Annotated in this window: 23 protein-coding genes; 3 read left to right on the forward strand and 20 right to left on the reverse strand. The window is 66.3% G+C overall.

The window, feature by feature from the left end; all coding sequences use genetic code 11:
* Nucleotides 1–2: 2 nt before the first annotated feature.
* The 19 genes from hisF to AC1DFU_RS23190 form a co-directional block, all read right to left on the reverse strand.
* Complete coding sequence (gene hisF / locus AC1DFU_RS23100; RefSeq protein ID WP_092299276.1) at nt 3–773, reverse strand: imidazole glycerol phosphate synthase subunit HisF; 771 nt, start codon at nt 771–773, stop codon at nt 3–5.
* Nucleotides 774–841: 68 nt separating this feature from the next.
* Nucleotides 842–1585, reverse strand: a complete 744-nt coding sequence (gene hisA, locus AC1DFU_RS23105) for a 1-(5-phosphoribosyl)-5-[(5-phosphoribosylamino)methylideneamino]imidazole-4-carboxamide isomerase (RefSeq protein WP_092299279.1) — start codon at nt 1583–1585, stop codon at nt 842–844.
* A gap of 184 nt (nt 1586–1769) precedes the next feature.
* On the reverse strand, nt 1770–2423 hold the full coding sequence (gene hisH / locus AC1DFU_RS23110) for an imidazole glycerol phosphate synthase subunit HisH (RefSeq protein ID WP_177219986.1): 654 nt from the start codon (nt 2421–2423) through the stop codon (nt 1770–1772).
* Nucleotides 2420–3043 carry a YchE family NAAT transporter gene (locus tag AC1DFU_RS23115; RefSeq protein WP_092299282.1) on the reverse strand — a complete coding sequence of 208 codons (624 nt, stop codon included), beginning with the start codon at nt 3041–3043 and terminating at the stop codon, nt 2420–2422. Before AC1DFU_RS23115 ends, hisH begins: the two co-directional genes overlap by 4 nt.
* Nucleotides 3044–3140: 97 nt before the next feature.
* Nucleotides 3141–3728: an imidazoleglycerol-phosphate dehydratase HisB gene (gene hisB / locus AC1DFU_RS23120; protein WP_092299285.1), complete on the reverse strand. Its 588-nt coding sequence runs from the start codon at nt 3726–3728 to the stop codon at nt 3141–3143.
* Between the two features lie 7 nt (nt 3729–3735).
* Entirely contained in the window at nt 3736–4836 is a 1101-nt protein-coding gene (hisC, locus tag AC1DFU_RS23125; RefSeq protein ID WP_092299288.1) for a histidinol-phosphate transaminase, read from the reverse strand.
* 39 nt (nt 4837–4875) lie between these two features.
* Complete coding sequence (hisD, locus tag AC1DFU_RS23130) at nt 4876–6213, reverse strand: histidinol dehydrogenase (protein ID WP_092299291.1); 1338 nt, start codon at nt 6211–6213, stop codon at nt 4876–4878.
* A 38-nt stretch (nt 6214–6251) separates the two neighbouring features.
* A complete protein-coding gene (hisG, locus tag AC1DFU_RS23135) occupies nt 6252–6926 on the reverse strand; it encodes an ATP phosphoribosyltransferase (protein ID WP_092299294.1) in 675 nt (224 codons plus the stop codon).
* A 42-nt stretch (nt 6927–6968) separates the two neighbouring features.
* Nucleotides 6969–8219: a UDP-N-acetylglucosamine 1-carboxyvinyltransferase gene (gene murA, locus AC1DFU_RS23140; RefSeq protein WP_092299297.1), complete on the reverse strand. Its 1251-nt coding sequence runs from the start codon at nt 8217–8219 to the stop codon at nt 6969–6971.
* Nucleotides 8220–8276: 57 nt separating this feature from the next.
* Entirely contained in the window at nt 8277–8528 is a 252-nt protein-coding gene (locus tag AC1DFU_RS23145) for a BolA family protein (protein WP_092299300.1), read from the reverse strand.
* Nucleotides 8529–8572: 44 nt separating this feature from the next.
* A complete protein-coding gene (locus tag AC1DFU_RS23150) occupies nt 8573–9343 on the reverse strand; it encodes an ABC transporter permease (protein WP_369823521.1) in 771 nt (256 codons plus the stop codon).
* A 74-nt stretch (nt 9344–9417) separates the two neighbouring features.
* The gene (locus AC1DFU_RS23155) at nt 9418–10368 is read right to left on the reverse strand and encodes an ABC transporter ATP-binding protein (protein ID WP_092299306.1); all 951 of its coding nucleotides are present in this window, start codon (nt 10366–10368) and stop codon (nt 9418–9420) included.
* 269 nt (nt 10369–10637) lie between these two features.
* On the reverse strand, nt 10638–10940 hold the full coding sequence (locus tag AC1DFU_RS23160) for an STAS domain-containing protein (RefSeq protein ID WP_441593416.1): 303 nt from the start codon (nt 10938–10940) through the stop codon (nt 10638–10640).
* A gap of 137 nt (nt 10941–11077) precedes the next feature.
* Nucleotides 11078–11713, reverse strand: coding sequence for an MlaC/ttg2D family ABC transporter substrate-binding protein (locus tag AC1DFU_RS23165; protein WP_092299312.1), 636 nt, complete (start codon nt 11711–11713; stop codon nt 11078–11080).
* A gap of 236 nt (nt 11714–11949) precedes the next feature.
* Nucleotides 11950–12861, reverse strand: a complete 912-nt coding sequence (locus AC1DFU_RS23170) for an MlaA family lipoprotein (RefSeq protein WP_092299315.1) — start codon at nt 12859–12861, stop codon at nt 11950–11952.
* Complete coding sequence (gene mlaD, locus AC1DFU_RS23175; protein WP_477159880.1) at nt 12858–13412, reverse strand: outer membrane lipid asymmetry maintenance protein MlaD; 555 nt, start codon at nt 13410–13412, stop codon at nt 12858–12860. Before mlaD ends, AC1DFU_RS23170 begins: the two co-directional genes overlap by 4 nt.
* A 38-nt stretch (nt 13413–13450) precedes the next feature.
* Nucleotides 13451–14227, reverse strand: coding sequence for a lipid asymmetry maintenance ABC transporter permease subunit MlaE (gene mlaE / locus AC1DFU_RS23180; protein ID WP_092299321.1), 777 nt, complete (start codon nt 14225–14227; stop codon nt 13451–13453).
* On the reverse strand, nt 14224–15075 hold the full coding sequence (locus AC1DFU_RS23185) for an ABC transporter ATP-binding protein (protein ID WP_441593417.1): 852 nt from the start codon (nt 15073–15075) through the stop codon (nt 14224–14226). Before AC1DFU_RS23185 ends, mlaE begins: the two co-directional genes overlap by 4 nt.
* Before the next feature lie 134 nt (nt 15076–15209).
* Complete coding sequence (locus AC1DFU_RS23190; RefSeq protein ID WP_441593418.1) at nt 15210–16331, reverse strand: tripartite tricarboxylate transporter substrate binding protein; 1122 nt, start codon at nt 16329–16331, stop codon at nt 15210–15212.
* Nucleotides 16332–16526: 195 nt separating this feature from the next.
* Here AC1DFU_RS23190 and AC1DFU_RS23195 point away from each other — a divergent pair, with 195 nt between their 5' ends.
* The 3 genes from AC1DFU_RS23195 (at nt 16527) to AC1DFU_RS23205 (ending at nt 17963) form a co-directional block, all read left to right on the forward strand.
* The gene (locus AC1DFU_RS23195) at nt 16527–17051 is read left to right on the forward strand and encodes a GNAT family N-acetyltransferase (protein ID WP_441593419.1); all 525 of its coding nucleotides are present in this window, start codon (nt 16527–16529) and stop codon (nt 17049–17051) included.
* Between the two features lie 145 nt (nt 17052–17196).
* Nucleotides 17197–17628, forward strand: a complete 432-nt coding sequence (locus AC1DFU_RS23200) for an STM2901 family protein (RefSeq protein WP_441593420.1) — start codon at nt 17197–17199, stop codon at nt 17626–17628.
* Entirely contained in the window at nt 17628–17963 is a 336-nt protein-coding gene (locus AC1DFU_RS23205; protein ID WP_144200380.1) for a DUF1493 family protein, read from the forward strand. Before AC1DFU_RS23200 ends, AC1DFU_RS23205 begins: the two co-directional genes overlap by 1 nt.
* A 346-nt stretch (nt 17964–18309) precedes the next feature.
* On the opposite strand, the gene AC1DFU_RS23210 is transcribed toward AC1DFU_RS23205, so the two are convergent.
* Complete coding sequence (locus AC1DFU_RS23210; RefSeq protein WP_441593421.1) at nt 18310–19773, reverse strand: glutamate synthase subunit beta; 1464 nt, start codon at nt 19771–19773, stop codon at nt 18310–18312.
* Between the last annotated feature and the right edge of the window lie 81 nt (nt 19774–19854).

Here is a 19854-nt window from a genome sequence, read left to right on the forward strand (position 1 = left end):
GATCACATCCGGACGGGAATGCCCTCGCGGGCCATGAATGCCTTGGCCTCACCTACCGTGTGCTGGCCATAGTGGAAGATGCTGGCCGCCAGCACGGCGTCGGCGTGGCCCAGGCGGATGCCGTCGGCCAGGTCCTGCAGGCCGCCCACGCCGCCCGAGGCGATCACGGGCACCGGCACCGCGTCGCTGACCGCGCGGGTCAGTTCGAGGTCGAAACCGCTCTTGGTGCCGTCGCGATCCATGCTGGTCAGCAGGATCTCGCCGGCACCGCGCGTGGCCATTTCCTTCGCCCATGCCACGGCGTCCAGGCCGGTGGCCTTGCGGCCGCCGTGCGTGAAGACTTCCCAGCGCGGCGGCTCGCCCGGCGCGGAACTGCGCTTGGCGTCGATGGCCACCACGATGCACTGCGAGCCGTACTTGCCCGTGGCATCGGATACCAGTTGCGGATTGGCGATGGCCGAGGAATTCACGCTGATCTTGTCCGCCCCGGCATTGAGCAGCCGGCGCACGTCTTCCACGGCGCGCACGCCGCCACCCACGGTCAGCGGAATGAACACCTGCGAAGCCACAGCCTCGATGATGTGGAGGATCAGGTCGCGGCCGTCGCTGGTCGCGGTGATGTCGAGAAAAGTGATTTCATCGGCACCTTGCTCGTCGTATCGGCGCGCGATCTCGACCGGGTCGCCCGCGTCGCGGAGTTCGACGAAGTTGACCCCCTTGACCACCCGCCCGTTGGTCACGTCCAGGCAGGGGATGATACGTTTGGCTAACATGGGTTTCCTTGCCGCCCGCCCCTTGCCGGGTGGCGGCGTGTTGCCCGGCGCACCCGCGCCGGGGCGGCTTACTCTTCGCCCAGCTTGTCCGCGCGCGCCTGCGCCTCGGTGAAGTTGAGGTCGCCCGAGTAGATGGCACGGCCGCAGATCACGCCTTCCACGCCTTCGCGCTCCACCGCGCACAGTTGCTCGATGTCGGTCAGGTTGGACAGCCCGCCGCTGGCGATCACCGGGATCGACATCGACTGGGCCAGCTTCACCGTGGCGTCGATATTGATGCCCTGCAGCATGCCGTCGCGGCCGATATCGGTGTAGATGATGGCTTCGACGCCGTAGTCCTCGTACTTGCGTGCCAGATCCGCCACTTCGTGGCCGGTCAGCTTGCTCCAGCCGTCGGTGGCGACCTTGCCGTCCTTGGCATCGAGGCCGACGATGATGTGGCCGCCGAAGGCCGAGCAGGCGTCCTTCAGGAAGCCGGGGTTCTTGACCGCCGCGGTGCCGATGATGACGTACGACAGCCCGTCATCGAGCCAGCGCTCGATGGTGTTGAGGTCGCGGATGCCGCCGCCCAACTGGACGGGGATCTCGTCGCCCACCTCGGCGATGATGGCCTTGATGGCGGCCTCGTTGCGGGGCTTGCCGACAAATGCGCCGTTGAGGTCGACCAGATGCAGGCGACGCGCGCCCTGGTTGACCCAGTGACGTGCCATGGCGGCGGGATCTTCGGAAAAGACGGTGGCCTGGTCCATGTCGCCTTGTTTGAGGCGTACACACTGACCGTCCTTCAGGTCGATGGCCGGAATGAGCAACATAAGCGTGACGAGCGTGGTGGTTGTGTAAAAGGAAAAAGGCAGCGATGCCGGCGCGAGCGCCGGTGGGCTCAGGTCATGTCAGTTTGGCAGTTGGATGCGCAGTCTGGTCGGTGGCTCTGAACGATCGCTGGTCAGTATCGGGGCGCTTCGGTTCTCGGGTGCTTCTCACGCGCTTCTCGGCGCGTTACGGATTCCAGTGCACGAAATTCCGGTAAAGCTGCAAACCCATCGCGGCGCTCTTCTCCGGGTGGAACTGCGTGGCGAAAATATTATCGCGTGCCACCGCGCTGGTAAACACGCCGCCGTAGTCGGTTTCGCCCGCGATGTGCGACGCATCCTGCGCGCGCACATAGTAACTGTGGACGAAATAGAACCAGCTATCGTCCGGAATGCCCTGCCAGAGCGGGTGCGCGCGCGACTGCCGCACGCGGTTCCAGCCCATTTGCGGCACCTTGAAGCGCGAGCCGTCGGGCTGCGTCAGCCCTTCCAGCTCGAAACGGACCACTTCGCCCGGCATCAGTGCCAGGCAAGGCGTGGCCGCGTTGCCAGTGCGACTTTCGGTGCTACGGTCGAACAGCATCTGTTCGCCAACGCACACGCCGAGCATCGGCTTGCTCGCGGCCGCCTCCAGCACGGCCTCCTGCAACCCGGATGCGCCCAGCGCGCCCATGCAGTCGGGCATGGCGCCCTGCCCCGGCAGCACCACGCGGTCCGCCGCGCGGATGGCCTCGGGCCGATCCACCACCTGGACATCCGCTTCCGGTGCCGCGGCGCGCAACGCCTGCGCCACCGAGCGCAGGTTGCCCATGCCGTAATCCACAATTGCTATGGTAGTCATGATTTCAAAACAGGCAACAATGTCTTCAGCCCGTCCACAATGAACTCGACGGCCAGCGCCGACAGGATCAAACCCATCAGACGCGTGCCAATATTGATTCCGGTGCGCCCCATCACCCGTGCGATGGGGTCCGCCGCGCGGAACGTCAGGTACACCACGGCCCCCAGCAACACGCCAATCCCCACCAGCACCAGCGACTGCCACCAGTGCGCGGACTTGCCGGCATAGACAATCACCGTGCTGATGGACCCTGGCCCGGTCAGCAGCGGAATCGCCAGCGGCACCACCGCGATGCTGGCCTTGGCGTCAGCCTCGTCCTCTTCCTCGGGCGTGGCCTTGGTGCGGCTGGTCTGCGCGTTCAGCATGTTCATGGCCATCATGATCATGATCAGCCCGCCACCCACCTGCAACGACGCCACCGAGATATTGAAGAACTCGATGATCTGCTGCCCCAGCAGCGCCGAAACCGCCACCACGATCGCCACCGACATCGACGCCGTCTTGATGGTACGCAGCTTTTCCGCTTCCGTCTGCTGACTGGTCAGGCTGATGAAGAACGGGATCGCCCCGATCGGATTGATCAGCGCCAGCAGCGAGATAAAGGACTTGAGCGTATCCATCGGTTGCGGGGTCGGGTGAGCGTCAGCGGGCGCCGCAACCGGCCGGCACGCCTGCAGGTTCGGGTCGGGCCCGGCAGCGGGCCCCTCGCCTTATGCCTTAAAGCGTCCCTTTTGTCGATGGAATCGTGTTGCCCGCGCGCGGGTCAAGCTCCACCGCCATGCGCAGGGCCCGCCCGAAGGCTTTGAACACCGTTTCGCATTGATGGTGGGCATTGATGCCGCGCAGGTTGTCGATATGGAGCGTCACGCCGGCGTGATTGACGAAACCTCGGAAAAATTCGATGGTCAGGTCCACGTCGAAGCTGCCCACGCGGGCACGGGTGAACGGCACGTGGAATTCCAGGCCCGGGCGGCCCGAGAAGTCGATCACCACGCGCGACAGGCACTCATCCAGCGGCACATAGCTGTGGCCGTAGCGGGTGATGCCCTTCTTGTCGCCGATCGCCTTGGCCACGGCCTGGCCGAGCGTGATGCCGACGTCTTCCACCGTATGGTGGTCGTCGATATGCAGGTCGCCACGGGCCTCGACCTCGAGGTCGACCATGCCATGGCGGGCGATCTGGTCCAGCATGTGGTCGAGGAACGGCACGCCGGTGGCCAGCTTCTGGCGACCGGTGCCATCAAGATTCAGCGAAACGCGGATCTGCGTTTCCGAGGTATCGCGGGTGACCTCTGCTACACGCATGGTGGGGTTAATCCTGCAATGAAGCAGCAAATGCTTCAAGAAACTGCGCGTTTTCTTCGGGTGTGCTGACCGTCACGCGCAGACAGTTGGCCAGCAATGCGTGCATTTTACTCACGTTCTTGATCAATACCTTCCGCGCGAGCAGTCGGTCGAACGTCTGTGCTGCATCCGTCACGCGGATCAACAGGAAGTTGGCGGCGCTCGGGAACACCGTCACGCCCGGCTGGGCGGCCATGGCCTCGGCCAGCCGGCCGCGCTCGGCACGCAGCTGGGCCGCCTGCTCGTCGAGCACATCCACATGTTCGAGCGCGAACAGCGCGGTGGCCTCGGTCAGCACGTTGACGTTGTACGGCGGGCGCACCTTGTCCAGCTGCGCCAGCCACTCGGGCGCGCCGGCCACGTAGCCGAGGCGGATCCCGGCCAGGCCCAGCTTCGACACCGTGCGCATGACCAGCAGGTTGCCGAATTCGGTCAGGCGCGGCATCCAGCTTTCCTGGGCGAACGGCTGGTAGGCCTCGTCCACCACCACCAGGCTGTGGCAGACCTCGCCCTGGGCGGCACGGACGATGGCCTCCATGTCGGCCGCATCGAACAGGTTGCCGGTGGGGTTGTTCGGGTAGGCGAGATAGATGATGGCCGGCTTGTGCTCGGCCATAGCGGCCAGCATCGCGGCGCGGTCCAGCGTGAAATCGGCGCGCAGCGGCACGCCGACGAACGCCAGCCCGGCGAACTGCGCCGACATCGCATACATGACGAAACCGGGCACCGGGGCCAGCACCTTGGCGCCGGGGCGCGCGGCGGCCAGCGACAGCATGCTGATGATCTCGTCCGAACCGTTGCCCAGCAGCACGTCCATGCCGGCCGGCACGTCCATGACGTCGCGCAGCCGGGCGCGCAGCGCCTCGCTGCTCGGCACCGGGTAGCGGTTCAGCGCCACCTCGCCTAGCCGCGCGGCCAGCTGGTCGCGCAGCACGGGCGGCAGGCGGTACGGATTCTCCATGGCGTCCAGCTTCACCAGACCGTGCGAGTCCGCCACGTGGTAGGCGCCCATGGCGCGTACGTCGTCACGGATGATGCGTTCGATCAGGGAAGGGTCTACGGCCGACATGAAAAGTCCTTTTGGTTCAAAGCGTTGCGCGCGCTGACATCAGCCGCGCTTGAAACGGTATTCCGCACTGCGGGCGTGGGCCTGGAGGCCCTCGCCATAGGCGAGTTCGGCGGCGATCTGGCCCAGCATCTGGGCGCCGGCTTCGCTGACCTCGATCAGGCTCGAGCGCTTCTGGAAGTCGTACACGCCCAGCGGCGACGAGAAGCGCGCCGTGCGCGAGGTCGGCAGCACGTGGTTCGGGCCCGCGCAGTAGTCGCCCAGCGACTCGCTGGTATAGCGGCCCAGGAAGATGGCGCCGGCGTGGCGGATCTTCTCGCTCCACTGGCGCGGATTCTCGGCGGAGATCTCCAGGTGTTCCGGGGCGATGGCGTTGGCGATCTCGCACGCCTCTTCCATATCGCGCACCTTGATCAGCGCGCCCCGGCCCGTCAGGGAGGCATGGATCACCTCGCGGCGCGGCATGGTCGGCAGCTGGCGGCGGATGCTCGCCTCCACGCGGTTCAGGTAGTCGGCGTCCGGGCACAGCAGGATCGACTGCGCCAGCTCGTCGTGCTCGGCCTGCGAGAACAGGTCCATCGCCACCCAGTCCGGGTCGGTGGTGCCGTCGCAGATCACCAGGATCTCGGACGGCCCGGCGATCATGTCGATGCCGACCGTGCCGAACACGCGACGCTTGGCCGCCGCCACGTAGGCATTGCCCGGGCCGACGATCTTGTCCACCTGCGGCAGCGTAGCCGTGCCGTAGGCCAGCGCGCCCACGGCCTGGGCGCCGCCGATCGTGAACACGCGGTCCACGCCGGCGATCTGCGCGGCGGCCAGCACCAGTTCGTTGCGCACGCCGCCGGGCGTGGGCACGACCATGACCACTTCCTTCACGCCGGCCACGCGGGCCGGAATGGCGTTCATCAGCACCGACGACGGATACGCGGCCTTGCCGCCCGGCACGTACAGGCCCACGCGGTCCAGCGGGGTCACCTTCTGGCCCAGCATCGTGCCGTCGGCCTCGGTGTATTCCCAGCTATGGCTGCCGCATTCGATCTTCTGCTTCTCGTGGTAGGCCCGCACGCGCGCGGCGGCGGCCTCCAGGGCGGCGCGGCGCTTCGGCTCCAGATCTTCCAGCGCCGCTTCCAGTTCGGATTGCGACAGTTCCAGCGCGCCCATCGAGGCCGCCTCCAGGCGGTCGAAGCGGCGCGTGTATTCGAGCACGGCCTCGTCGCCGCGCTGGCGCACATCGGCCAGGATCTCGGCCGCGGCACGGTCGATGGCCTCGTCCTCGGACGCCTCGAACGCCAGCACCTGGCGCAGCGCGTGCGCGAAGCCCGGCTCCGCCGCGTCCAGCCGGCGTATCGACAGGTTATCCATTTCGCTTTCGGTCATGACTTCCTTCCTCACGGGTCCCCGGGTGCGGCAATGCCTCAGGCGAGTGCCGCCGAGGCCCGTTCAAATGCTTCGAGAATCGGCGTGAGCCGTTCCCGCTTGAGCTTGAGCGCGGCCTGGTTGACCACCAGCCGCGACGAAATCTGCACGATCTCTTCCACTTCGACGAGGTTGTTGGCGCGCAGCGTGCCGCCAGTGCTCACCAGGTCGACGATGGCATCGGACAGGCCCACCAGCGGGCCCAGCTCCATCGAGCCGTACAGCTTGATCAGGTCGACGTGCACGCCCTTCTTGGCGAAGTGCTCGCGCGCGGTCTGCACATACTTGGTGGCCACGGCCAGCCGCGCGCCCTGGCGCACCGCGTTGGCGTAGTCGAAGCCGGCCGGCACCGCCACCGACATGCGGCAGCGGGCGATATTCAGGTCAATCGGCGCGTACAGCCCGGTCATGCCGGTTTCCATCAGCACGTCCTTGCCCGCCACGCCGAAGTCCGCCGCGCCGTACTGCACGTAGGTCGGCACGTCCGAGGCGCGCACGATGATCACGCGCACCGCCGGGTCCGACGTCGGCAGGATCAGCTTGCGCGACGTCTCCGGGTCCTCGGTCACGTGGATGCCGGCGGCCGCCAGCAGCGGCAGCGTCTCGGAAAAGATGCGGCCCTTGGACAGCGCCAGCGTAAGCTGGTCGGGCGAGGCGTTGAAAGCTGGGCTCATCGTACGTTCTTCAATTCGTCGTGCAGTGTTTCAGGGGCCGTCTCAGGCAATGCGGCGGATCTTCGCGCCCACGGCCGACAGCTTGGCTTCCATGCGGTCGTAGCCGCGGTCCAGATGGTAGATGCGGTCGATGACGGTCTCGCCATCGGCCACCAGGCCACCAATCACCAGCCCGGCCGAGGCGCGCAGGTCGGTCGCCATCACGCTCGCGCCGGACAGGCGCGGCACGCCGGTCACCACGGCCGTGTTGCCTTCGGCGGTGATGTTGGCGCCCAGGCGATTCAGTTCCTGCACGTGCATGAAGCGGTTCTCGAAGATCGTCTCGGTGATCCGCGCGGTGCCTTCGGCCACGGCATTGAGCGCCATGAACTGGGCCTGCATGTCGGTCGGGAAGGCCGGGTATTCCGAGGTGCGGAAGCTCACGGCCTGCGCGCGGCGCGGCATGGCCAGGCGGATCCAGTCGTCGCCGGTCTCGATTGTGGCGCCGGCTTCGCGCAGCTTGATCAGCACGGCGTCCAGGATGGTCGGCGGGATGTCGCGCAACGTCACGTCGCCCAGCGTGGCCGCGGCCGCGCAGAGGAAGGTGCCGGCCTCGATGCGGTCGGCCACCACGGCGTGGCGCGCGCCGTGCAAGCGGTCCACGCCCTGCACCACCAGGCGGTCGGTGCCGATGCCGTCGATCTTGGCCCCCATCTTCACCAGCAGGTTGGCCAGATCGGTCACCTCGGGCTCGCGCGCGGCATTTTCGAGGACGGTCTCGCCCTCGGCCAGCGTGGCGGCCATCAGCAGGTTCTCGGTGCCGGTCACGGTGATCATGTCCGTCACCACGCGCGCGCCCTTCAGGCGGCTGGCGCGGGCGTGGATGAAGCCGTGCTCGATGGTGATGTCGGCGCCCATCGCCTGCAGGCCCTTGATGTGCTGGTCCACCGGCCGTGCACCGATGCCGCAGCCGCCCGGCAGGGAGACGCGGGCCTCGCCGAAGCGCGCCACCAGCGGCCCCAGCACGAGGATCGACGCGCGCATGGTCTTCACCAGCTCGTACGGTGCCTCGGGCGCGTTGATGTCGGCGGCGGCCAGCGTGGCCGTGGCGCCGTCAATGTCGGCCCGGGTGCCCATCTGGCGCAGCAGCTTGAGCATCGTGCGCGTGTCCTGCAGGTTCGGCACGTTGTCGATGGTGATGGCATCGGCGGTCAGCAGGCTGGCGCACAGGATCGGCAGCGCCGCATTCTTGGCGCCGGAAACCCGGATCTCGCCTTTGAGCGGGCCGTTGCCCTCGATCTGGAATTTGTCCATGTTGTGTCGGTATTCGTTATGCAGCGTTAGGCGGCGTGATGCGTCCCTGGACGGACATCAGGCGGCGCCCGACCCGGACTTCCATTCGGCCGGGGTCAGCGTCTTCATCGACAGCGCATGGATCTCGGCGCGCATACGGTCGCCCAGCGCCGCGTAGACGCGCTGGTGCCGCTGGATCAGGCGCTTGCCGTCGAACTCGGCGCTGACGATGGTGGCAAAGAAGTGCTGGCCGTCGCCTTCCACTTCCAGATGGTCGCAGGGCAACCCTTGGGCAATGTATTCCCTGACTTGTTCCGGTGTAGGCAGCATGTCTGTCTCTTGTGAATTTGTGTCGATCGCGTGAGGGGGTAGCGTCAGTGGCGCAGCTTGTAACCGGTGCTGAGCATCCGCAGCGCCAGCCCGGCCAGCACCGCGAACGACACGGCCACCACGGCCAGGCTCTGCAGCGGCGGCACGTCCGATACGCCGAAGAAGCCGTAGCGGAACCCGTCGATCATGTAGAAGAACGGGTTGGCGTGCGACACCGCCCGCCAGAACGGCGGCAGCGAGTGAATCGAATAGAACACGCCGGACAGGAATGTCGCCGGCATGATCAGGAAATTCTGAAACGTGGCCAGCTGGTCGAACTTTTCGGCCCAGATACCCGCCACCAGCCCCAGCGTGCCGAGAATGCCGGCCCCGGCCAGCGCGAAGACCAGGATCCAGCCGACGTTGTACACATGCAGGTTCGCGAACCACGCCGTCACCAGCAGCACGCCCAGACCCACGCTCAGGCCACGGATGACCGACGCCGCCACGTAGGCGCCGTACATCTCCCAGTGGGAAAGCGGCGGCAGCATGATGAATACAAGGTTTCCGGTGATCTTGGACTGGATCAGCGACGACGAACTGTTCGCAAACGCATTCTGGAGAATGCTCATCATCACCAGCCCCGGCACCAGGAAAGCGGTATAGCTGATCTGGTCGTACACCCGCACGCGGTCTTCCAGCACATGGCCGAAGATCAGCAGGTACAGCACGGCGGTCAGCACCGGCGCGGCCACGGTCTGGAACGCCACCTTCCAGAAACGCAGCACTTCCTTATAGAGCAGCGTGCGGAAGCCGACGAAGCCGCCCACGGCCATGGTGTCGAGCCGGGCCTTCTCGGTCAGGTCGGACGCCTCCGAGGCGCGATTGTCCAGATGCTCGATGGGTTGGTTCATGCCGCGGCCTCCAGCGACGCATCAGGCACCGCGCCCGGCATGTGACCTTCTCGGCGCATGATCTGGACGAACACGTCTTCGAGGTCGGCCTTGCTGATTTCCATGTCTTCCACTTCGCAGCCAGCCTCGCGCAGCGCGGCCAGGATCGGTTCGACGGCTTCATAGCCGGACAGCCGCAGCCGGTGGGCGCGCTCCCCGGGGTTGGACGGGGTGCGCAGCGCCTCCAGCGCCGGCGGCAGCGTGCCGCGCGACAGCGTGAGCACCAGTTGCAGCCCCGCGAACTGGGTCAGCAGGCTGCTGGTGCGGTCCAGCGCCACCACCTCGCCGAACTTCAACATGGCGATGCGATCGCACAGCGCCTCGGCTTCCTCGAGGTAGTGCGTCGTCAGGATGATCGTGTGGCCTTCCTTGTTCAGGCGCGAGATGAACTTCCAGAGCGTCTGGCGCAGCTCCACGTCCACGCCGGCGGTCGGTTCATCGAGCACGATCACGGGCGGCCGGTGTACCAGCGCCTGCGCCACCAGCACGCGCCGCTTCATGCCGCCGGACAACTGGCGCATGTTGGCGTCCGCCTTGCTGGTGAGGTCCAGGTTGGCCATGATTTCGTCGATCCAGTCGTCGTTGCGCGTCAGGCCGAAATAGCCCGATTGCAGCCGCAACGTCTCCCGAACCGTGAAAAACGGATCGAAAACCAGTTCCTGGGGCACCACGCCGAGCATGCGGCGCGCCATGCGGTAGTCGTCCACCACATCGTGCCCGAGCACGCTCACGCGGCCCGAATCGGCGCGGTTCAGGCCCGCGAGGATCGAGATCAGCGTGGTCTTGCCGGCACCGTTGGGACCGAGCAGGCCGAAGAACTCGCCGCGCTCGACGGTGAAACTGACACCCTTGAGCGCCTGCAGGTTGCGGTAGCGCTTGCGGACATCGGTAATTTCGATGGCTTTCATGGCCGATGGTCTTGTGAGTGGCGCCTGGGCGGGCCGCCTCACTGGAGTTTGGGGGGACGTCCTTGAGGTTAGCCGCGCAGCACCTGGTGGAGCCGTATCAGGACACTTGGGGGCGACTTGGGGACGAACAACCCGGAATTATAGGGGATGCGGGGGGTGTCTCGCTTTGGCCCGACTGGCCCGCCACCGTTCCGACGCGGCGCCGGCCGCAGCCTGACGCCGGGGCATCGCATCGGCCGCGCCAATCACGCGCAGCCATGGATGCCGGTTCAATGTCGGTGGTGGTGGTGTTCCGGGTGGGAGATCGGCGCGGGCGGCAGGCCCAGCAGGCTGTCCACCCCGTAGAGCGTGGCCAGCGAGGCCAGCTGTGGCGGCACGCCATGCAGCGCCAGCGTCTGACCCTGTGCGGCGGCGGCGCGTTGCCACGCCAGCAGCACGGCCACGGCAGCCGAATCGACCTGCGCCAGTGCGCTGCAATCGATGGCCACGTCGCCCTGGGACACGCGCGACAGCCCCTCACGCAGCACGGCGGCGGCGTTGCGGTTAGTCAGCGAAGTGCCGAGCGCAGGCATCAGATCGATCGAAGAAGGGAAAACAGAGGTTTGGAGACCCGGCGCCCACGCATATTTCTACGAGAAACAGGTCGGCGCCGAGCGGCCATTGTAGACCGGAATGGCTGCGGCGTGCTGCGCCGCAACCAGATTCCGCATCAGCTCTTGGCGTTGGCCAGCTGGCGATTGCGGTCCTGCAGGGTCTTGATGACACCGTCCACGCCCTGCTGCGTCACGATCGTGTTGAAGCTGCCCTTGTAGGCTTCGGTCAGCCACGCGCCGAGCACATTGATGTCGTAAACCTTCCAGCCCTGCGGCGTCTTCTCAAGGCGGTAATCCATCTGGATCGGCTCACCCTTGTTGATGACCTGCGTGCGGATCGTGGCGTCGGTGTCCTCGGCCGTGCCGCGGTACGGGCGGAACTGCACCTGCTGGTCGCGGATCTGGGCGATGGCGCCGGCATACGTACGGATCAGCAGCGTCTTGAACTCATCGGTAATGATCTTCTGCTGTTCCGGCGTGGCCTTCGACCAGTTGCGGCCCATGGCGATCTGCGTGGTTTTGCCGAAGTTGGCGTTCGGCAGGATCTTCTGCTCGACCAGCGCCGTGATCTTGCCGAGGTTGCCGGCCTGCATGTCCTTGTCTGACCGCACGGTGGCCATGACCTCGTTCACCACGGTCTTGACCAGCGCGTCCGGCGAGGACGTGTCCGTGGCCTGCTGGGCCTGTGCGGTGCCGGTGAAAGCTAGCACGGTGAAGACAGAAACAAAGGGGACCAACAGTCGCTTCAGCATCGTAAATATCCTTATCTATCAAGGGCTTCGCGTCGGCCAACGCACAACGTCAGGTGCCCAGGTAACCAGCGCGGCAGGCGTGGAGCTGCCAGACCGCGCATTCATTGAAACATAGGCGCTCTGGAAACGTTTAGCATCCGAGCGTCTATTGCGCCGCTTTAAAACACTTTGTTGCAGGGCTCACAGCGCTGGCACAGTCGCCGCGAACCCTTGCCAGCACTGGGCTGGCTAATCAATTACCGGCCGAAGCGCAATGCACCGCCCGGCCCGATCAGGTTCGGGGCCGGCAGCGGCATCGGCTGGGCCGGCTGGGTGCCCTGGTCGGCCGGGGCTTCGCTGGCGGGCTTGTCCTGGGCCGGCGCCGCGTCAGACGGGGCGGTCGGGCTCACCGGGCTGGCCGGTGAAGCGCCCTCCTGGTCCGGGTCATCCTGGGACGGCGGGTTGCCGTCGTAGATCAGGTACTGGCGGCGCTGCATATAGGAATCGCGCAGGAAGGCATAGCGGTCCAGCGCGGCCGCCTCGATCAGGTTCGAGGCGCCCATCAACTGCGAGCGGCCATCGACGATACGCACGCCGGCGGCCGTATTGCGCGCCCACACCGGATAGATATAGGCGGACGGGTCCATCAGGCGGTCCACCAGCATCCCGCCGGTGTCGCGCACGGTGCTCGGGCCGAACAGCGGCAGCACCAGGTACGGGCCAGACGGCACGCCCCACACGCCGAGCGTCTGGCCGAAGTCTTCCTTGTACTTGGGCAGCCCGGCCGGCGTGGCGATGTCGATCAACCCGCCAATGCCGAGCACGCTGTTGATGGCCACCCGCATGGTGTCTTCCGCCGCGCGCGATGGCTTGCCCTGCAGCAGGTTGTTCGCCGCCGAGTAGACATCGGACATATTCGAGAAGAAGTTGCCGACGGCGGTTCGGACCGGCGACGGCACGTAGTCCGCGTAGACCGTGGCAACCGGTTTCAGCGCGTATTTGTCGACTTGTTCGTTGACCGTCTGCACGCCCCGGTTCAGGGGTTCGAGCGGGTCCTTCGGATTGGCGTCGGGGCCGGTGGCGCAGCCCGCCAGCAGCAGGGCGGCAAGGGCGGCGGCACACAGTTGTCCCGGCGCCCGCGGGCGCCGATGCCTGGCACGGCGGCTCATTTCGCGCCCTCCGTGCCCGGTGCGGCCGGCAGCGCGGCGGCGCCGGAAGACGGCGCGGCAGGCGCGRCCGTGGAGCCCGAGCCCCCGCCGGAGCCGGCGTCGGCGGCCTTGTTGTACAGGAACTGACCGATCAGGTTTTCGAGCACAACAGCCGACTGGGTCATCGTGATCTTGCTGCCCTGGGCCAGCATGGCGGTGTCGCCGCCGGCCTCGAGGCCGATGTACTGCTCGCCCAGCAGGCCGGACGTCAGGATCTTGGCCGAGGTGTCCTTCGGAAACTGGTACGACTTGTCCAGGTTCAGCTCGACGGTGGCCAGGTAGGACTTGTCATCGAAGCGGATGGACGCCACGCGCCCCACCACCACGCCGGCGCTCTTGACCGGCGCGCGCGCCTTCAGCCCGCCGATGTTGTCGAACTGCGCCTGGACCGAGTAGGTCTCCTGGAACGAGAAGCTGCTCATGTTGCCGGCCTTGAGCGCCAGGAACAGCAGCGCGACAAACCCCACCACCACGAACAGCCCCACCCAGTAGTCGAGTGATTTTTTCTTCATGCGAGTCTCTTGTCGAATGCGTTTCGTTTGCCGCCGCGTCAGCTGAACATCAGCGCGGTCAGCAGGAAATCCAGGCCCAGCACGGCCAGCGAGGCCATCACCACGGTACGCGTGGTGGCGCGCGAGACGCCTTCCGGCGTCGGGCTGGCCTCGAAGCCCTGGTACAAGGCGATAAACGTCACCGCGATGCCAAAAATGAAGCTCTTGATCACGCCATTCAGCACGTCGGCGCGCACATCCACGCCGCCCTGCATCTGCGACCAGAACGCGCCGGCGTCCACCCCGATCAGCTGCACACCGACCAGATAGCCGCCCAGGATGCCCACGGCGCTGAAGATGGCCGCCAGGACTGGCATGGCAATCACGCCGGCCCAGAAGCGCGGCGCAATCACGCGCTGCAACGGGTTCACGGCCATCATTTCCATGGCGGTGAGCTGCTCGCCCGCCTTCATCAGGCCGATTTCGGCCGTCAGCGACGTCCCCGCACGCCCCGCGAACAGCAGCGCCGAGACCACCGGCCCCAGTTCACGCACCAGCGACAACGCCACCAGCAGCCCGAGCGCCTGCTCGGAGCCATAGCGGTTCAGCGTGTAATAGCCCTGCAGGCCCAGCACGAAGCCGACGAACAGCCCGGACACGGCGATGATCACCAGCGACAGGTTGCCGACGAAGAACACCTGGTCGCTGACCAGCCGGGGCCGGCGCAGCAGCGCCGGGGACAGCGACAGCAGCGCGAAGAATATGCGCGTGGCGTGGCCGACGCCGCCCACGAAATTGCGCACGGCGGCGCCGATGCTGATGAAGAAGGCGGTCAACGGCTACCTCCGGCGGCGAAGTCTTCGGCCAGCGAGGGGCCCGGGTAGTGGAACGGCACCGGGCCATCGGCCTCGGCATGGACGAACTGGCGCACGAACGGATCGGTCGAGGCACGCAGCGCGGCCGGCTCGCCCTCGGCCGCGATCCGGCCATTGGCGATGAAATAGACGTAGTCGGCGATCTGGAACGTCTCCTGCACATCATGGGAGACGATGATCGTGGTGGCGCCCAGCGCGTCGTTGAGGCTGCGGATCAGGTTGGCGGTGAGGCCGAGCGAGATCGGGTCGAGGCCGGCGAACGGCTCGTCATACATCAGCAGCGCCGGGTCCAGCGCAATGGCCCGCGCCAGCGCCACCCGCCGCGCCATGCCGCCGGAGATCTGCGCGGGCATCAGGTCCCGCGCGCCGCGCAGGCCCACCGCGTTGAGCTTCATCAGCACGAGGTCGCGGATCATCGAATCGGGCAGGTCCGTGTGCTCACGCAACGGAAACGCCACATTATCGAAGACCGACAGGTCGGTGAACAGCGCGCCAAACTGGAACAGCATGCCCATCTGGCGCCGCACGGCGTAGAGGCCGGACTGGTCCATGGCGTCGATGTCGGCGCCGTTGAAGGTCACCCGCCCGCTGGACGGGCGCACCATGCCACCGATCAGCCGCATGACCGTGGTCTTGCCGCAGCCCGAGCCGCCCATTACGGCCACAACCTTGCCGCGCGGGAAGCGCATCGACAGGCCGGCAAGCACCGGTTTGTCGCCCGCCGCATAGGCGAAATCGACATCGGTGAGTTCGACGATGTCCGGGCTGATCAGGGACTGGGCAGGGAGGTTCGGTACGGTAGCGGTCACGTTGGCACCGGATTGGGCAGGGCGCCATTATAAGGGCTACCACCTAGACGCGCGGGTTGCTGTGTGGCGACCACTACATTCCAGTCCGGACAACAGTGTTCCCGAAATGGAACAAATCGCCGGATAGTGGCCGGTCAGGGCTCCCCGCCCTGTGTCGACTGGCGCACCAGCATCTGCCACTGGAGGGTGTCGGCGCGGATGGCCGTGGCGAACGCCTCCGGCGAATCGCGCACCGCCGTGAGCCCGGACGCCATCAGCCGCGCGCGCACTTCGCGCTCGTTGGTGACGTTGTCCAGCTCCGTGGCCAGGCGGGCGACGATGGCGCGCGGCGTCTTGGCCGGTGCCATCACGCCATACCAGGCGGTGGCGCCATAGCCATCCACACCCGCTTCCTGCAGCGTGGGCACCTGTGGCGCCAGCGGCGAGCGCTGGCCGCCGGTCACGCCGAGCAGGCGCAGCGCGCCGCTGCGCACGTGGTTCTGCACGGCTGTATACGAACAGAAGCAGGCACTGATCCGGCCGGCGAGCATTTCGAGGACCACGGCAGCCTCGCCCTTGGCCGTCACCAGCGGCACGCCGCTCGGGATGCCGCGCACGGCGTATTCGGCATAGAACTGGGACGGGCTGCCGGGCTGGCCGTAGCCATAGCTATGGGAGCCCGGGCTCGACCGCACCGCCGTGACCCATTGCTGCGGCGTCTGCATCGGCAGGCGCCCATCGATCACGAGGAACAGCGGCATCGTGGCCACGCGCGCCACGGGCGTGAAGTCGCGCACTACGTCGTAGGGCACCGGCTCCAGGCCGGGCTGGATCAGCATGTTGGCCTGATGGAACAGCAACGTATGGCCATCGGAACTGGACTTGGCGACGACATCGCCGGCCATCGTGCCCGCCGCGCCGGGGCGATTGTCCACCTCGACCGGCACGCCCAGGCGCACCGCGAGACGCTCGGCCAGCAATCGCGCCGTGGCATCGGCCACGCCGCCGGCCGGGAACGGCACGATCATGCGGATGGGCCGCGCCGGGAACGACACGGAACGGTTCAGCAACTCGGGGCGGCTGCCATTGGGAATGCTGGCGAATTGTGCGGTGGCCAGTCCGACGGGAGGCTGCGCGAATGCCACTGCCGCACCGAGGAAGGCGGGCAGCATCAGGACGGCCCGCCAGGAACGGCGCGGAGCCGCCGGGGAGGCAGCGAGTGTTGGCAACTTCGTTTTACCTCGCCAAAGCCGCGACCTTTTGCGCACTTCGGGCATCAATTTCCTCCGGACCACGACACAAAGGCCATGGCACCAAATCGGCTGAAAGGGATTTCGAGGCAGTCTCTAGTTATCGTTTTTTGGGCATTGTACGAACAATGCCCAGGACGGCACAGACCACGTAAACCATAGCCGGGTGGACCCCAATGGGTGATCGCAGGGCGCAATGGATGGGTCTTTTATAATCGCCCGATGTCTGAAATTGTCCTGCGGCGGATGCTGGCCGCCGACCTGCCCGCCGTGCTCGCCGTCCAGGCGCAGTGCTATGCCGCCACGCTGATCGAATCCACCGACGCCCTCGCCAGCCGCCTCGCGCTGTCGCCCGAAACCTGCTGGGTGGCCGCCCTGCCCGAAGGCCGGCTGGCCGCCTACCTGTTCACCCACGCCTGGCCGGAGGCCTCACTGCCCCCGCTCGACGGCGTGCTGGCGCGCGACTGGCCACCCGCCGCGCCCCTCACCTGGTTCATCCACGACATGGCCGTGGCCCCCGCCGGCCAAGGCTCCGGCCTGGCCGCCCGCCTCTACGCCGCCGCCGAACAACCGGCCCGCGCGCTGGGCCTGACGTCGTCACGCCTCATCGCTGTACAGTCCGCCGCCGCCTGGTGGCGCAGGATCGGGTACGCCCCGCTGACCGCACACGACGCCGCCCCGCATGCCCAAAAACTGGCCGCCTACGGCGCAGATGCAATCCTCATGGAGCGTAGGTTTGGCGGCTGACGGGAGGCTGACAGGGTGGGCGGTGGCAAGCGCGTCGCGCGTGTTTGACGTGCAGCAAGCCCGACCGGGAACTCGATGAAGTCCGATTTCTTCACCGGCGGTGTGGCGATACGGTTTCCAGCTCAACAGAGTTGGAGATCTACGTATGGGCAACACTTATCGCGATGGCATCCACGAAAACCTTTCGCCCGGAGAATTGTTCCTGCTGGTCACCATCGACGAAACCTGCAAGCAGCTTGGGATTGAAGATTTCGCTACTGTTGGAGCGATTCTGGCGGGCCAGAACTGGGTGCCCACGCGAGGTAAATTTCACGGGGCCACGCCGCGAACCTCCGTGGCTTCAAAACTCGCGCGAACCTACCTGAATTACGATCTGAAGCGAAGGATCTTGCCGACTGTCACGAATGCGAGCGTCAGACAACTCAAAGTGTTCATGACGCGAAACCTTGGCACTTTCGTCCGCCGCTCCGTTCCGGTTCTCGGCTGGGCACTCTTCGCTCGAGACGTAGCCATCATCACTGCTAACTCAGTGGGCCAGTACAACCGTTTGGTCAAAAGCGAAGACAGGGCCTTCTAATGACAGACGCCACGCTTGCGGCAGTTACTGCCTTTATCCGGCAAAGCACCGGCCTTCCGGAAGGCCAGCGCATTTCCCGCACCGACAGCCTTGAGCGCGATCTGGACCTGACCGGCGACGAAGCCTTTGATTTCATGGAGGAATTTCTCACGCACTTCGGCATCGAGCGTGGCGACTATGCGTTCCAGCGTTACTTCTGCGAAGAGGGCTTCAGCCTGCTCGAGATCCTCGCCATGCCGTTCTCACGGAAGCTTCGTCTGAAGTACGAAAAGATGCCGCTGACCGTCGGCATGCTGGAACGGGCGATCGAGTCGGGCGCCTGGGAAACGCCATGAGATCCGCGATCCGCTGGCTTGCCCAAGCTTCTTGCATCTGGGGAGTGCTTCTCCTGGCGGCTCTAGCGGGCAACTCGTATAGCTGGATGTACGAGATGGCCCCCTCGATTCCGCGTGGCGCAATCGAGGACGCCTCAGGCAACGAGGCGGTCCTGGCAACCATGGTCTTCCTGGCGATAGCGGCATGGCATGCCGGGCGAGACGCGCATCGGCGAGATGGATGGCGGTGCTGACGATCGCCGCCGCCGCTGTACCGTGGACCATGACGCTCTAGTCCACCCCGTCCACAAAACAAAAAGCCCGCCCGAGAAACCCCGGGCGGGCTCTTTACCTGGAACGCCTGCAATCAGCGCGGCAGTACCGTGTGGCCCATCAGGAAGGCGTCGACGGAGCGGGCGGCCTGGCGGCCTTCGCGGATGGCCCAGACCACGAGGGACTGGCCGCGGCGCACGTCGCCGGCGGCGAAGACCTTCGGCACGTTGGTGTAGTACGCGCGGTCGCCTTCGGTGGAGGCCTTGGCGTTCTTGCGAGCGTCCGTGTCCACGCCGAAGGCTTCCAGCATCGAGCCCACCGGATTGGTGAAGCCCATGGCCAGCAGCACTAGGTCTGCCGGCAGCACGAACTCGCTGTCCGGCACTTCCTGCATGCGGCCGTCCTTCCACTCCACGCGGCAGGCCTTCAGGGCCTTGATCTTGCCGTTCTCGCCGATGAATTCCTTGGTGGCCACGGACCAGTCGCGCGAGCAGCCTTCGTCGTGGGAGGACGACGTGCGCAGCTTGATCGGCCAATACGGCCACACCAGCGGCTTGTTTTCCTCGTCCGGCGGCTGCGGCAGCAGTTCGAACTGGGTCACCGACACCGCGCCATGACGATTCGACGTGCCGACGCAGTCGGAACCCGTATCGCCACCGCCGATCACGATCACGTGCTTGCCGTCCGCGCGGATGTCGTTCAGGGCGTCGCCGGCCACTTCCTTGTTCTGCGGGATCAGGAATTCCAGCGCGTAGTGCACGCCGGCCAGCTCACGGCCCGGCACCGGCAGGTCGCGCGGCACTTCCGAGCCACCGGCCAGCACCACGGCGTCGAACTGCTCCATCAGCGACTGTGCCGAGATGGTCTCGCGGGCGTAGTTCACGATGCCGGCGGGCAGTTCGCCTTCGGTCACCATCACGCCAGCCCGGAACGTGACGCCTTCGGCCTGCATCTGCTCGATGCGGCGGTCGATCAGCGTCTTCTCCATCTTGAAGTCGGGGATGCCGTAGCGCAGCAGACCGCCGATGCGGTCGTTCTTCTCGAACACCGTCACGTCATGGCCGGCGCGCGCCAGTTGCTGCGCGGCAGCCATGCCAGCCGGGCCCGAGCCAACCACGGCCACGGTCTTGCCGGTCTTGTGCGCGGGCACCTGCGGCGCCACCCAGCCCTCTTCCCAGGCCTTGTCGATGATGGCGTGCTCGATCGACTTGATACCCACTGGCAGCTCGTTGATGCCGAGCGTGCAGGCCGCCTCGCACGGTGCCGGGCAGATCCGGCCCGTGAACTCGGGGAAGTTGTTGGTCTGGTGCAGGACCTCGATGGCCGTCTTCCAGTCCTGGCGGTACACCAGGTCGTTGAAGTCCGGAATGATGTTGTTGACCGGGCAGCCGTTGTTGCAGAACGGGATGCCGCAGTCCATGCAGCGTGCACCCTGGATCTTCGCCTCGCTGTCGGACAGCGCGAAGACGAACTCCTTGTAGTGCTTCACACGCTTGACTACCGGCTCATAGCCTTCGTTCTGGCGGGGAAATTCGAGAAAGCCAGTCGCCTTACCCATGTTGCGTCCTTGGTCTAGCTGGCGCGAGGCGGCGGGGCCGGCCTCGCGTGGGGTCAGTATCTTGTTGGCGCCGCGGGCATG

The sequence above is a fragment of the Cupriavidus sp. 10L45 genome (assembly GCF_056395225.1).

Bases quoted from the DNA above. Each gene is read 5' to 3' on its own strand.
- hisF (WP_092299276.1), bottom strand. From the start codon at position 773: ATGTTAGCCAAACGTATCATCCCCTGCCTGGACGTGACCAACGGGCGG.
- hisA (WP_092299279.1), bottom strand. From the start codon at position 1,585: ATGTTGCTCATTCCGGCCATCGACCTGAAGGACGGTCAGTGTGTACGC.
- hisH (WP_177219986.1), bottom strand. From the start codon at position 2,423: ATGACTACCATAGCAATTGTGGATTACGGCATGGGCAACCTGCGCTCG.
- AC1DFU_RS23115 (WP_092299282.1), bottom strand. From the start codon at position 3,043: ATGGATACGCTCAAGTCCTTTATCTCGCTGCTGGCGCTGATCAATCCG.
- hisB (WP_092299285.1), bottom strand. From the start codon at position 3,728: ATGCGTGTAGCAGAGGTCACCCGCGATACCTCGGAAACGCAGATCCGC.
- hisC (WP_092299288.1), bottom strand. From the start codon at position 4,836: ATGTCGGCCGTAGACCCTTCCCTGATCGAACGCATCATCCGTGACGAC.
- hisD (WP_092299291.1), bottom strand. From the start codon at position 6,213: ATGACCGAAAGCGAAATGGATAACCTGTCGATACGCCGGCTGGACGCG.
- hisG (WP_092299294.1), bottom strand. From the start codon at position 6,926: ATGAGCCCAGCTTTCAACGCCTCGCCCGACCAGCTTACGCTGGCGCTG.
- murA (WP_092299297.1), bottom strand. From the start codon at position 8,219: ATGGACAAATTCCAGATCGAGGGCAACGGCCCGCTCAAAGGCGAGATC.
- AC1DFU_RS23145 (WP_092299300.1), bottom strand. From the start codon at position 8,528: ATGCTGCCTACACCGGAACAAGTCAGGGAATACATTGCCCAAGGGTTG.
- AC1DFU_RS23150 (WP_369823521.1), bottom strand. From the start codon at position 9,343: ATGGCCGTGGGCGGCTTCGTCGGCTTCCGCACGCTGCTCTATAAGGAA.
- AC1DFU_RS23155 (WP_092299306.1), bottom strand. From the start codon at position 10,368: ATGAAAGCCATCGAAATTACCGATGTCCGCAAGCGCTACCGCAACCTG.
- AC1DFU_RS23160 (WP_441593416.1), bottom strand. From the start codon at position 10,940: ATGCCTGCGCTCGGCACTTCGCTGACTAACCGCAACGCCGCCGCCGTG.
- AC1DFU_RS23165 (WP_092299312.1), bottom strand. From the start codon at position 11,713: ATGCTGAAGCGACTGTTGGTCCCCTTTGTTTCTGTCTTCACCGTGCTA.
- AC1DFU_RS23170 (WP_092299315.1), bottom strand. From the start codon at position 12,861: ATGAGCCGCCGTGCCAGGCATCGGCGCCCGCGGGCGCCGGGACAACTG.
- AC1DFU_RS23190 (WP_441593418.1), bottom strand. From the start codon at position 16,331: ATGCCCGAAGTGCGCAAAAGGTCGCGGCTTTGGCGAGGTAAAACGAAG.
- AC1DFU_RS23195 (WP_441593419.1), top strand. From the start codon at position 16,527: ATGTCTGAAATTGTCCTGCGGCGGATGCTGGCCGCCGACCTGCCCGCC.
- AC1DFU_RS23200 (WP_441593420.1), top strand. From the start codon at position 17,197: ATGGGCAACACTTATCGCGATGGCATCCACGAAAACCTTTCGCCCGGA.
- AC1DFU_RS23205 (WP_144200380.1), top strand. From the start codon at position 17,628: ATGACAGACGCCACGCTTGCGGCAGTTACTGCCTTTATCCGGCAAAGC.
- AC1DFU_RS23210 (WP_441593421.1), bottom strand. From the start codon at position 19,773: ATGGGTAAGGCGACTGGCTTTCTCGAATTTCCCCGCCAGAACGAAGGC.